The sequence below is a fragment of the Streptomyces adelaidensis genome, from assembly GCF_016598475.1.
In the GTDB taxonomy this organism is placed as follows: Bacteria; Actinomycetota; Actinomycetes; order Streptomycetales; family Streptomycetaceae; genus Streptomyces; species Streptomyces adelaidensis.
Map to the genome: position 1 here is coordinate 59,267 of NZ_JAEMUX010000045.1, position 11,725 is coordinate 70,991.

Genomic DNA, 11,725 nt, shown 5'->3' on the forward strand with positions numbered 1-11,725 from the left:
TACTCAACTATCTCGCGACCAGCTCACGCATTCGCTCGATTAGATCGAGAGACCCAAGATCCTCCGACAGCCGAACAAGACGCGCGTAATACTCTTCACTGATCGGCAATTCGTCCTCGTAAATCCATGAGCACATGGTGTCGAAAGCTAGGGCGAACTCTCCAGCCGTCAGAAGGTCGCGCACATCGACTGCGACCGAAGACGCAGTAATGGGCGATTCCTCTAGCAGTTCTTTGATCACGGTGACGTACCCCACGGCTTCCACTGCTCCTCCATCAAGGCTGGTACGGAAAGCCGGTCACAATTCGATCCGTTGCAGGTTCGTAAATGACCCTGATGTTCACGCCGTCCACTACTCCTTCAATCTTCCACCGCGACGGATCCTGGTTCCTCGTATACAGGGATCCGGCTCGGCCTGTCTGCTGCGTTCTAACGCTGTTGGGACTCGTCGCCACGTCGGCCACACTGTCAAGGATCTTGTCAGTGTCCCAGCCGCGCGGAAAGACAGACTTCCCCGGCTGTCCCGGCCACTTATGGCCGCCACCCGTTCTGTCACCGTGAATGATATGGAACTGCTCTTGCCCGCCAATCAATTCGCGACCGATGCCAGAACAGTTGCTGTTGTGAACAAGCAGTGGCGTATTCCCCGCCAGCACATAGTACGTGTGCAGGCCAGGCCGCCCCTACCGGCAAGTTTGCTGGCCAGCGAGCGATTTGGCAGTCGCCGGATGTTCGTGCTCGTGCGCTGGTGTCTGCTGGTGTTGCCGTCACTACTGCCGTCAGTGGTCTACACCGCCTGGGAAATTCCAGGAATTCCGAATGCGTGTCAAGCGGCTTCGTCGTGCGGGGTGAGGCTGATGGTCAGGTCGGCGCCGAGAGCCTGAGCCAGGCGGCGCAGGAGGGGAAGCGTGGGCACGGTCCCGCCGCCTTCGAAGCGGGAGATCTGCGGCTGCTTCATCCCGCACCGCCCGGCCAGCTCGGCCTGGGACAGCCCGAGCTCGATGCGCCGGTCGTGGACGAGTTGCCCGAGCTCACGGGCGAGCGCGGAAGGCGGGTCCTGCACGGTTCCTCCCCGCCTCAGGCCGCTGGGGCGACGATGGTGACGGTGGGCTCGTCTCCGCCGGCGAGGTGCACGTCCACCGTGAGGTCCAGTGCGCGGGCCAGGCGCATGATGACCGCGATGGGCGGCAGCTCGGTGGCCGTCTCGATGCCTTCGATGTCATCGACGCCGACGTGCATGCGCTCGGCGAGATCGGCCTCGCTCAGACCCAGCTGCTTACGCCGGTCGTAGACGGCCTTGCCCAACGTCATGGCGAGGCCGGCCTCTTCGTAGACCCGGTCGTACTCGGGGTCAGCGTCCAGGTGTTCGCCCAGCAGCTGGCGGTGGCGACGGGTCCTCCATTCGCTGTGGTTCATCGGTTCTCCTTGAGATTGCGGCTGTAGAGGTCGTGCTCGGCGGCGGCTTCATGCTCTGCCTCGCACAATCGCTGTGCGGCGTGGGCGCGGTCCACTTCGGCCTGCTCGCGCATCTTGGCCTTGCGGAACACGGTGAGCAGCACGACACGTCGGCCGGGCGCCAGCCAGTAGGTGATCCGCTGGTGGGCATCGCCCAGGCGGAAGCGCAGCTCGCGGAGCTTGCCGCCCAGGTGGCGGGAGTGCGGTTCGTCGAGCGTGGTGGGCTGCTCGGCGAGCAGGTCGGCGACGCGTTCGGCCTGCTTGTAGTGATGGGCGGGAATGTTCTCCAGCCACAGCCGCACCTCCGGCTCGATCTCGATCGAGTACCGCCCGCTATCCATAGCGCCGATGATATATGGCACGGGTCGCGAGAGCGCGACTTCGAAGTTCAGGTCGTGTGCCGTCGCCGCGATCGCAGCCACTCCAGCGTCGCACACCCACGTACTCCCCCCTTCGTCCTCACCGCCACGGCGCCGCCCGCAAACCAGCGGCAACCTGCCGAGGCGGCGCAGGGTCGGCTTCTTTCGGCAGGATCGGGCCCGCGCGGGAGAGGCAGCGTACGGCCGGGCTGGTACGTCGCCCAGCCCGGCGGCGCGGGGCCGGGGCGGGAGGGGGCGACCTCCGACGGGTGGCCGGGAGCTTCGCTCCCCGCCGGAGGCGACGCAGGCCACCGCCCTCGGAGAGTCCGGCGGCGGGCGTGAGGGTCGGTCCCCTGGTCGGCCATGTGCCTGCGATCCGACCGTAGGACGGTCGTGGGCGACAACTTGCTCCGCCAGGAGCCCAGTTACGGTCAGCCCTGCGACCAGGCCGATTGCCGCTCCCGCAGCCCTGGATCACGCCCCGGCTGCCGAGGCGGCTCGCCACCTGCAGTGCAGACCGCCCGAGTGAACGGCGGGACCGTCGGCGACGGCTGCCAGCTCCGGCGGGCGGGGCCCGCCTTGAACCTCGTAGAGAAAATCTGAACGCACACACCCGGACCACCCCGGTACGGCGGATCAGCGGCCCGGCTCGCCTCCGCCCGACTCCAGGGCTTCGACGCGGCCACGAAGGTCGGCGATCTGCTGAACAGCCTCGGCCAGCGTCTGTTCCAGCGCCTCGACGCGGGCCGTCGTCCCGCCGACGGGGGCGGTCCCCTCTGGTTCATCGAGGTCATCGGCTCCGTCGGGGTGGTCGTGGTGGGCGACGAAGGCGCCCTTGCCGGGGCGGGAGACCGCCCACCCCTCCTGCTTCAACAGGGCCATGGCCTTCTGCACGGTCAGGCTCGCCGCCCCGAACTCCCGCATCAACACGGCCTGCGTCGGCAACGCGTCCCCCGGCCGCAACCCACCGGAGCGGATGCGCTCCCGCAAGGACTCGGCGATGACCTCGAACGTCAGCTGCACCCCTCTGCCCGCCGGCCTGCGCCCGCGCCGCCCCACCACCACGCCGGTCACCCCCGCTTTCCACGCCCTCTACCAGCGAAATCCGGCCCGTCCAAACCGGGAAGCCGGCCCCACACTACCCGCGTCCCACCACCCCCAAGAAAGGAATCAGGAGGGATGCACTTGAATGCGCCGGTGAGGCGATGTTAACGTCACGCACCCGCCGGTGATCACCACCGCGCCCCGCCGACCAGCCCCTGGGTCTGGCCCCCGCGCCCAACTTCGAGGCGCCCCCGTTCCCCTGTGAGCCGATCACTTCGGCCTGCCCACGCCGCCCCGCGCCATACCGCTTCCGCGCTCCCGCCGAAAGGCCCTTCCCGCATGCCCGCACAACTCCAACTCCCGTACCCCGCGACCGTTCCAGCCGCCTCGCGTCCGTCGTCGGCGTTCACGACGCCGACCTGCCCGGCGGACGCCACCGCCTCGGCGGCGGCAGGGCGGTCGGCGCTGGAGCGCCGCGCCAGGCTCACCGCCAAGCTGGCGAAGCTCGCCGCCACCCCAACTCGCACCCCTCACACGACAGATAGCCGGACTCGGCGGCTGCGCGCACCCGATCCGCCTCACCGGGCACCGCACCCACCTCCACACCGCCACCGGCGAGATCCTCGACCACTACGACTCCGGTCAACTCCCGGCGGGCGAACTCTTGGTCCGCTGCGGCAACCGGCGTGCCACCCGCTGCCCCGCCTGCTCCACCGTCTACCGCTACGACACCTACCAACTCATCGCCGCCGGACTCCGCGGCGGCAAGACCGTCCCCACCAGCGTGGCCGCGCACCCGCGCGTGTTCGCCACCCTCACCGCCCCCGGCTTCGGCCCCGTCCACAACCAGCCCGACACCGGCCGCTGCCACTGCGGCCACACCCACCCCGACAACGACCGGTTGCTGGGCGCCCCGCTCGACCCCGACCGCTACGACTACACCGGAGCGGTGCTCTGGAACGCGCACGCCCCCGCCCTGTGGGCCCGCTTCACCACCCACCTACGCCGCGAGATCGCCAAAGCCACCGGCCTCACCCAACGCGCGCTGCGACACCACGCCACGCTCTCCTACGCCAAGGTCGCCGAGTACCAAAAACGCGGCCAGGTCCACTTCCATGCTGTCATCCGCCTCGACGGACCCACCGGACCCGCCAGCACACCACCCGCCTGGGCCACCACCCAACTCCTCGACCACGCCGTCCGCGCCGCCGCCACACGCACCCGCATCGCGCATGAAGGCCAGCCGCAGCCCGCCGGACACACGACCGGAGCCGGGGAGACCGGCCAGAGCAATCGACCGGTGTTCCGGTTCGGGCGGCAGATCGATGTCCGCGCGATCCGCAGCACGGACTTCACCGGTGGCGGCCCGGTCACCGAGCGGCACGTCGCCGCCTACATCGCCAAGTACGCCACCAAAGGCGCCGAGACCACCACCGGCACCCTCGACCACCGCCTCCGACTGCTCGCCGAACTCGCCACCCACGACATCACCGACCACGCCCGCCGCATGATCCACACCGCCTGGCGCCTCGCCACCAGGCCCCAGCACGCCCACCTCCGCCTGCGCCAATGGGCCCACATGCTCGGCTTCCGAGGCCACTTCTCCACCCGCACCCGCCACTACTCCACCACCCTCGCGCACCTCCGCGCCGAACGCACCACCTGGCGCACCCGTCAAGCTGACGCCGCTGCTCCGGCCCCGGTCGGCCCGCGCGCCGAGCAGACGGCCGTCGGCAGCAACCTGCCCACCAGCGGGCAGCCGGTCGCTGACCGGCATGGTGACCGCGATGACCGCAGTGACCTGACCGCCGGTCACCGAGCCGGTCCCTGTGCCGATACGGCCGGTCAGCGCGGTAACGCGGACACGACCCTCGTCATCTCGCATTGGCAGTACGCCGGAACCGGCCTCCTGCCCGAACTCGCCCACCTCGCGAACCTCATGGAAGCCAAGCGGCCTACCCGGCCCACCGAAAGTCGCCCAGACGGCCCCGGTCACTCCGGTCGCCAGCCGTCCGGCGCCGACCGGACGGGAGCCGTCGCGTGACCGCCGACACCGAACTCCTCACCGTCCCCCAGGTCATGGAACGCCTCCAACTCAGCCGCACCGCCGTCTACGACCTGCTGCGCACCCACCAACTCCCCTCCCTCACCCTCGGCCGCGCCCGCCGCATCCCCACCCACGCCCTCACCGACTTCATCCGCACCCGCCTGGAACAGGAAGCCGCCTGATGACCACTGCCCGCCCCGCTTCGTCCCGCCGCTCCCGCACCCGTGGGAACGGCGACCGGACCGTCTACCAGCGCAAGGACGGACGGTGGGAAGCCGCTGGATACGTGCTGGCCCCCGGCAACACCCGCAAGCGCGTCCGTGTCTACGGTGCTACCCGCAAAGACGCGATGACCAAGCTCACCGAGAAGATCGCCGCCAGCAACCGCGGTCTCCCCGTCGCGGCGGCCGACAGCACCGTGAGCGCCTATCTCGCGTACTGGCTGGACGGCGTCGCCGTGCACCACCTGCGGGAGAACACCCACACCCGCTACGCGGCCTCCATCCGTCTCCACCTCAATCCCGGCCTCGGTACGAAGAAGCTCGCCCGGCTCACCACCCGCGACGTGCGCACCTTCCTCGACGGGCTCCGCACCACCTGCCAGTGCTGCGCCCAGAAACGGGACTCCGTCCAACGGTCCTGCTGCGCCATCGGCCAGTGCTGCGGAAAGCGGCTCTCGCCGCTGACCGTGACGTACGTCCACGCGGTCCTCAAGTCCGCCCTGGAACATGCCGTCCGCGAGGACGAACTGCCGCGCAACGTCGCCCGGAACGTCAAGACGACCACGCCCCGCCCCCGGCGTTTCCAGCCCCTCACCGCCACCGAAGCCCGGCAGTTCCTCCGTGCGGCCAACAGCGACCGGCTTCACGACCTGTACGAACTCGCTCTGCACACCGGACTCCGCAAAGGCGAACTCCTCGGCCTCCACCGGGAAGACCTCGACCTCGACGACGGCACCGCCACCATCCACCGCTCCCTCCAGCGGACCCACAGCCAGGGTCTGACCGTCCTGAACACCAAGACCTTGGCCTCCGAGCGCCGCATCGCCCTCCCCACCGAATGCATCAGCTCCCTCAAGATCCACCAGGAACGGCAGCAGGAAGAACGTCAGACAGCCGGAACGGGCTGGACGGACAACGGCCTCGTCTTCACCACCCCGAAGGGCAGGCCGCTCGACCCCTCAACCCGTACGAGTCCCTGGACCTGATCGAGAAGATGCTGGAAGGGCGATGAACGTGGAGCAGCTGAGCTGGTTCAAGTCGAGCTACAGCGACGGCGAAGGCGGCGAATGCCTCGAAGCCGCCTACACCTGGCGCAAGTCATCGCACAGCAGCGGCGAAGGCGGCCAATGCCTGGAGATAGCCACCTGCCCCTGCACCCCCCACACCATCCGCATCCGCGACTCCAAGAACCCCACCGGCCCCCACCTCACCCTCTCCCCCACCACCTGGTCGGCGTTCCTGGCAGGGCACAGCGGCTGAGCGATGCCCGAGATCCCGGACCCGGGCGAGGTGACCCCATCACCAGCCACCCCGCCCGAAAGCCTCACCGCATCAACACCCCCGCCCCCTCCACCGCCCCCTCGGACGGCACCGCCACCAACCCCAGTTCCGCCGCCGAGGCCAGCAGGCGGTGGGCCGGCAGGATGCGGACCGTGTAGCCGAAGGAGCCGGTGCGGTCGAGGGCCAGGGGGCCCTCGTAGAGCCAGCGGCCCTCCTCGTCGGGGCCGCTCGCCGGTTTCAGCGGAGCGTGGGTCGCGTCGGTGATGCGGTCCTCCAGGTCGACGCGGCCGGAGACCGCCTGGACCTCGACGTCGTCCGGGGCGAGGTCGCCGAGGCCGACCCGTACGCGGAGGACCAGCGTCGCGCCGAGTTCCGCCGCCGTGCTCGTGGGGGCGGCCGAGGTCTCGACGTGGTCCACCGTCACCCGGTGCCACGAGCCCCGGACCTTCGCCTTCCACTGCGCCGACTCCCGTGCCACGTCCGGGGTCAGGGACCGATGGGCGCGGGCGGCCGGGGCGTAGAGGCGTTCGACGTATTCACGGACCATCCGGCCCGCCAGCACCTTCGGCCCCAGATGCGTCAGCGTCTGGCGGACCATCTCGATCCAGCGGTCGGGCAGGCCGCCCTGGCCGTGTTCGTAGAAGCGCGGTGCCACCCGCTGTTCCAGCAGGTCGTACAGGGCCGCCGACTCCACGTCGTCCCGGCGGTCCTCGTCCATCGCCGTACCGTCGGCCGTCGGGATGGCCCAGCCGAAGTCCGGCTGGAACCACTCGTCCCACCAGCCGTCCAGGACGGACAGGTTCAGGCAGCCGTTCAGCGCCGCCTTCATTCCGCTCGTGCCGCACGCCTCCAGCGGTCGCAGCGGATTGTTCAGCCAGACGTCACAGCCGGGATAGAGCTTCTGGGCCATCGCCATGCCGTAGTCGGGGAGGAAGACGATGCGGTGGCGTACGCGCGGGTCGTCCGCGAAGCGCACCAGCTCCTGGATCAGGCGTTTGCCGCCGTCGTCCGCCGGATGGGCCTTGCCCGCGACCACGATCTGCACCGGCCGCTCCGCGTGCAGCAGCAGATCCATCAGGCGGTCCTGGTCGCGCAGCATCAGGGTCAGACGCTTGTACGAGGGGACGCGGCGCGCGAAGCCGATGGTCAGGACGTCCGGGTCCAACACGCCGTCGATCCAGCCCAGTTCGGCCGTACCGGCGCCGCGCTGACGCCAGGAGGCGTACATGCGTTCCCGTACTTCCGTCACCAGCTGCTCGCGCAGGTTTCTGCGCAGCTCCCAGACGTCCTGGTCGGGGATGTCCCCGACCGCGTCCCAGCGGTCCGAGCCGCCGACCGTCATGGCGTCCTCGGTCCGTTCGGCGCCGATCTGGCGGGAGCCGAGGCGGAAGACCTCCGGGGCGACCCAGGTCGGGGCGTGCACCCCGTTGGTCACCGAGGTGATCGGCACCTCCTCCGGGTCGAAGCCCGGCCACAGGCCCGAGAACATCTCCCGGCTGACCTGGCCGTGCAGCACCGAGACGCCGTTGGCCCGCTGCGCGAGCCGTAGTCCCATGACCGCCATGTTGAAGACGTTCGGGTCGCCGCCCGAGTACGTCTCCATGCCGAGGCCCAGGATGTGTTCGACGTCGATGCGCGGGAGTTCGGCGTCGGGGCCGAAGTGCCGGGCCACCAGCTCGCGGTCGAAGCGGTCGATGCCGGCGGGGACGGGGGTGTGGGTGGTGAAGACCGTGCCGGCCCTGACCGCCTCCAGGCCGGCGTCGAAGTCGAGGCCCTCGTCGCGGAGTTCGGCGATGCGTTCCAGGCCGAGGAAGCCGGCGTGGCCCTCGTTGGTGTGGAAGACCTCGGGCCCCGCGTGGCCGGTGAGCCGGCAGTACGTGCGCACGGCCCGTACCCCTCCTATGCCGAGCAGCATCTCCTGGAGCAGACGGTGTTCGCTGCCGCCGCCGTACAGCCGGTCGGTCACGCCGCGTTCGCCGAGGTCGTTCTCCTCGACGTCCGAGTCCAGGAGCAGCAAAGGCACGCGGCCCACCTGTGCCTGCCAGATGCGGGCGTGCAGCCAACGGCCGCCGGGCAACGCCAGGTTGACCTGGGCGGGAGATCCGTCGGCCTCCTGGAGCGGCACCAGGGGCAGTTCGTTCGGATCCAGCACCGGATAGTGCTCCTGCTGCCAGCCGTCGCGGGAGAGCGACTGGCGGAAGTAGCCGTGCCGGTAGAGGAGACCTACGCCGATGAGGGGTACGCCGAGGTCGCTGGCCGCCTTCAGATGGTCGCCGGCGAGGATGCCGAGGCCGCCGGAGTACTGCGGCAGAGCGGCCGTGATGCCGAACTCGGGCGAGAAGTAGGCGATGGCGGCGGGGAGTTCGGTGATCTGTGCCTGCCCCTGGTACCAGCGGTCGCCGGTGACGTAGTCCCGCAGGTCGTCGGCGGCGGCCGTCAGGCGGCGCAGGAAGCGCCGGTCGTCGGCGAGTTCGGCCAGCCGCCGGGTGGAGACGGAGCCGAGGAGGCGTACGGGGTCACCGCCGGACGCGGCCCAGCGCTCGGTGTCGACCGACTGGAAGAGGTCACGGGTCTCCGCGTGCCAGGACCAGCGCAGATTGCGCGCCAGCTCGCTGAGCGGGTGCAGGGCTTCGGGGAGGACGGGTCGGACGGTGAATCTGCGGATGGCCTTCACGGAGGATTCCACCTTCACACCAGGACGTACGGGCCGGGGGACGCACTGTCGCTGTGCGCCCGTTCGTCACCCCCGACGGTAGCGGCGCGCGGGCCCGGCAACTACGGCGCGTCCTTCGGTATGCGATTACGGCGCATCCGTACCCCGGCCGCCCGGCCGGGCAGTCCACCGCCGCACGTTCAGTCCTGAATTCGCCGCAACCCAGCCGCAACCTTCACATGTACCCCACGGGCGATATGGCCGATTCCGCCCCTCTGTGCGACCTTGTGGCGCTTCACACCGCACGAGACGCTGCCCAGTGGCGTACCGGCCGACCTCGGCCGAACCCGGGCGGGCCCGGGGGCCGTCCTCGACGGCCCTCCGGCGAAACCTGGTGTCGGTGCGCCGAGTTGAGGAGGGGGTTCTCACACATGCACCATTCGCCAGAGGCGAGAAACAGGCGTCCGCGCTGGACGGGAGGGCATCCGCGCCGGACGGCAGACCTCACAGCGGTCGTCACGGCGGCCGTCACCGTGGTCGTCATGGCCGCGATGCTTTCGGCCATCGCCCCGCCCGCGCACGCCGCTCCGGAGGGGTACGTCGGCGGAGCCGGTGGTCCCGGTTCCGTCAGCGGCAGTTACATCGTGACACTGAAGGCGGGGACGAAGGCCCCGTCGAAGGCCGGCAAGGGCATAGCGGAGAAGTACGGGGCGGAAATAGGCCACATGTACAGCTCGGTCCTGAACGGATATTCCGTGAGGACCGGCGCGAAACAGGCCAGTCGTCTCGCGGCGGACTCCCGCGTGGCCTCGGTCGTCCAGGACACAAGGGTCACCTACGACCACAACCAGCCGAATCCGCCGTCCTGGGGCCTGGACCGGCTGGACCAGTCGAACCTGCCGCTCGACAAGAGCTACACCTGGCCGGAGTCGGCCGGCAAAGGCGTCACCGTATACGTGATCGACACCGGTATACGGATCACGCACAAGGACTTCGGCGGCCGGGCGAGCAACGGCTGGGACTTCGTCCAGAACGACCGGACGGCACAGGACGGCAACGGTCACGGCACCCATGTCGCGGCCACCGCCGTCGGCACCAGGTACGGCGTCGCCAAGAAGGCGAAGGTCGTCTCCGTACGTGTCCTCGACAACGCCGGCGCGGGGACGACCGCCCAGGTCATCGCCGGTATCGACTGGGTCACCGAGCACGCGAGGAAACCGGCCGTGGCCAACATGAGCCTGGGCGGATTCGGCAACGCCCAGCTCGACGCCGCCGTACGGAATTCCATAGCGTCCGGGGTCACCTACGCGGTCGCCGCGGGCAACGACGCACTCGCCGCGGACCTCTACTCGCCCGCCCGCGTCAAGCAGGCGATCACGGTCGGCGCCACCGGCAGGAACGACGTCCGCGCCGACTTCTCGAACTGGGGCCCGAGCCTGGACCTGTTCGCCCCCGGCATGTCCATCACCTCCGCGTCGAACAAGAACGACACCGGGAAGGCGACCTACTCGGGTACGTCCATGGCGACCCCGCACGCGGCGGGCGCGGCCGCGCTGTACCTGGCCGACCATCCGTCGGCGTCACCGGCCGCAGTGGCCAAGGCACTGGTGGGGCGCGCGGTTTCGGGCAAGGTCAAGGACAGATATCCGGGCTCCCCGAACAAACTTCTCCAAGTCGACAATCCTTAGGGCGCCTGTAACACCACAGGTGAACGCCCCTTTACCCAGAGCGACTACAGTGACCGGCCTCGCCCCTCTCGGACGAGGCCGGTCTTGTGTGTAGACATACGCGTGAGTAGTTAACAAAGTGCCGGAATGCCCACCCGCACCCTGTGGGAAGGCTCCACCGGTACGTCCCGTTGGCCCCACCTCCTCACACCCTCATCCGCCCACCCACGTTGACGCGGACAGGAGCGGTCATGCCCGCCACGCACCACTCGTCAGCCCCCTCGACGACCAGTACCACCGCCGCCACGCCGGACAGCACCGACGCGCGCCCCGCACGCCCGGCGCGCACCGATCCGTCCGCGCCGACAAACACACCAACGAACGCGCCCCCAAGCACGGCGCCGAGCACGGTGACGGACACAGCGCCGAGCACCGCGCAATCCGCTCCGCCGACCCAACCGACGACCGCACCGACAAGCGCACCCCCAACCACACCCACAACCGTCCATCCGCCGGGCACCCCGGCCATCGGCCGGATACCGGTCCTCGACGTACGGCCGACCGTCCATCACGGCCGCCGACCGGCGAAGGCCGTCGTGGGCGAGGCGTTCGAGGTCTCGGCCGTGGTCTTCCGCGAGGGCCACGACGCGGTCGCCGCCAATGTCGTGCTCAAGGACCCGCAGGGCCGCCCGGCCGGCTGGACCCCGATGCGCGAACTCGCCCCCGGCACCGACCGCTGGGGCGCCACCGTCTTGGCACCGAGCGAGGGCCGCTGGACCTACGCCGTCGAGGGCTGGAGCGACCCGATCACCACCTGGCGCCGCCATGCCCAGATCAAGGTCCCGGCCGGCATCGACACCGAACTGGTCCTGGAGGAGGGCGCGCGCCTCTACGGTCGTGCCGCCGCCGGGGTCCCCGACGACCAGGCCGCCGGGCGCGGCGTGCTCCTCACCGCCGTGAACGCCCTGCGGGACACCACCCGGCCCGCGTCCGCCCGT

Annotated in this window: 12 protein-coding genes and 2 pseudogenes; 6 read left to right on the top strand and 8 right to left on the bottom strand. The window is 69.9% G+C overall.

Annotated features, from left to right (window positions below; all coding sequences use genetic code 11):
• Nucleotides 1-7: 7 nt before the first annotated feature.
• The 6 genes and pseudogenes from I8N67_RS24575 to I8N67_RS24600 all read right to left on the bottom strand — a co-directional run bounded on the left by I8N67_RS24575 (nucleotide 8) and on the right by I8N67_RS24600 (nucleotide 2,888).
• A complete protein-coding gene (locus I8N67_RS24575; protein ID WP_307835357.1) occupies nucleotides 8-256 on the bottom strand; it encodes a MafI family immunity protein in 249 nt (82 codons plus the stop codon).
• Nucleotides 257-275: 19 nt separating this feature from the next.
• Nucleotides 276-656, bottom strand: a complete 381-nt coding sequence (locus I8N67_RS44665; RefSeq protein WP_200305574.1) for an EndoU domain-containing protein — start codon at nucleotides 654-656, stop codon at nucleotides 276-278.
• Between the two features lie 170 nt (nucleotides 657-826).
• A pseudogene (locus I8N67_RS24585) lies at nucleotides 827-1,042 on the bottom strand (helix-turn-helix domain-containing protein); the annotation flags it as partial.
• A gap of 35 nt (nucleotides 1,043-1,077) precedes the next feature.
• Complete coding sequence (locus tag I8N67_RS24590) at nucleotides 1,078-1,416, bottom strand: helix-turn-helix domain-containing protein (RefSeq protein WP_200305578.1); 339 nt, start codon at nucleotides 1,414-1,416, stop codon at nucleotides 1,078-1,080.
• Nucleotides 1,413-1,796 carry a type II toxin-antitoxin system RelE/ParE family toxin gene (locus tag I8N67_RS24595; protein ID WP_200305580.1) on the bottom strand — a complete coding sequence of 128 codons (384 nt, stop codon included), beginning with the start codon at nucleotides 1,794-1,796 and terminating at the stop codon, nucleotides 1,413-1,415. The genes I8N67_RS24590 and I8N67_RS24595 overlap by 4 nt, the downstream gene beginning before the upstream one ends.
• A 654-nt stretch (nucleotides 1,797-2,450) precedes the next feature.
• Nucleotides 2,451-2,888, bottom strand: coding sequence for a GntR family transcriptional regulator (locus I8N67_RS24600; protein WP_307835358.1), 438 nt, complete (start codon nucleotides 2,886-2,888; stop codon nucleotides 2,451-2,453).
• Between the two features lie 511 nt (nucleotides 2,889-3,399).
• Between I8N67_RS24600 and I8N67_RS24605 the strand changes: the two genes are divergently transcribed.
• From I8N67_RS24605 to I8N67_RS24620, 4 genes and pseudogenes are all read left to right on the top strand, one after another.
• Entirely contained in the window at nucleotides 3,400-4,902 is a 1,503-nt protein-coding gene (locus I8N67_RS24605; protein ID WP_372443794.1) for a replication initiator, read from the top strand.
• Nucleotides 4,899-5,087, top strand: a complete 189-nt coding sequence (locus tag I8N67_RS24610; protein WP_200305582.1) for a helix-turn-helix domain-containing protein — start codon at nucleotides 4,899-4,901, stop codon at nucleotides 5,085-5,087. Before I8N67_RS24605 ends, I8N67_RS24610 begins: the two co-directional genes overlap by 4 nt.
• Nucleotides 5,087-6,097: pseudogene (locus tag I8N67_RS24615) on the top strand (site-specific integrase); the annotation flags it as partial. The gene I8N67_RS24610 and the pseudogene I8N67_RS24615, both read left to right, overlap by 1 nt.
• 37 nt (nucleotides 6,098-6,134) lie before the next feature.
• On the top strand, nucleotides 6,135-6,386 hold the full coding sequence (locus I8N67_RS24620; protein ID WP_200305584.1) for a DUF397 domain-containing protein: 252 nt from the start codon (nucleotides 6,135-6,137) through the stop codon (nucleotides 6,384-6,386).
• 64 nt (nucleotides 6,387-6,450) lie between these two features.
• Here I8N67_RS24620 and glgP read toward each other — a convergent pair whose 3' ends face one another.
• Nucleotides 6,451-9,081, bottom strand: a complete 2,631-nt coding sequence (gene glgP, locus I8N67_RS24625; protein ID WP_200305598.1) for an alpha-glucan family phosphorylase — start codon at nucleotides 9,079-9,081, stop codon at nucleotides 6,451-6,453.
• A gap of 410 nt (nucleotides 9,082-9,491) precedes the next feature.
• Between glgP and I8N67_RS24630 the strand changes: the two genes are divergently transcribed.
• Nucleotides 9,492-10,748 carry a S8 family peptidase gene (locus I8N67_RS24630; protein ID WP_200305586.1) on the top strand — a complete coding sequence of 419 codons (1,257 nt, stop codon included), beginning with the start codon at nucleotides 9,492-9,494 and terminating at the stop codon, nucleotides 10,746-10,748.
• Nucleotides 10,749-10,932: 184 nt separating this feature from the next.
• On the opposite strand, the gene I8N67_RS44300 is transcribed toward I8N67_RS24630, so the two are convergent.
• On the bottom strand, nucleotides 10,933-11,256 hold the full coding sequence (locus I8N67_RS44300; RefSeq protein ID WP_307835361.1) for a hypothetical protein: 324 nt from the start codon (nucleotides 11,254-11,256) through the stop codon (nucleotides 10,933-10,935).
• On the opposite strand from I8N67_RS44300, the gene I8N67_RS24635 reads away from it, so the two are divergent.
• Nucleotides 11,138-11,725: maltotransferase domain-containing protein (locus I8N67_RS24635; RefSeq protein WP_307835359.1), on the top strand; the 588-nt coding region annotated here is incomplete at its 3' end. The genes I8N67_RS44300 and I8N67_RS24635 overlap by 119 nt on opposite strands.

Excerpts from the sequence above, each read along its gene's own strand:
- I8N67_RS24590 (WP_200305578.1), bottom strand. The coding sequence starts at position 1,416 with ATGAACCACAGCGAATGGAGGACCCGTCGCCACCGCCAGCTGCTGGGC.
- I8N67_RS24630 (WP_200305586.1), top strand. The coding sequence starts at position 9,492 with ATGCACCATTCGCCAGAGGCGAGAAACAGGCGTCCGCGCTGGACGGGA.
- I8N67_RS24620 (WP_200305584.1), top strand. The coding sequence starts at position 6,135 with ATGAACGTGGAGCAGCTGAGCTGGTTCAAGTCGAGCTACAGCGACGGC.
- I8N67_RS24595 (WP_200305580.1), bottom strand. The coding sequence starts at position 1,796 with ATGGATAGCGGGCGGTACTCGATCGAGATCGAGCCGGAGGTGCGGCTG.
- I8N67_RS44300 (WP_307835361.1), bottom strand. The coding sequence starts at position 11,256 with ATGGCCGGGGTGCCCGGCGGATGGACGGTTGTGGGTGTGGTTGGGGGT.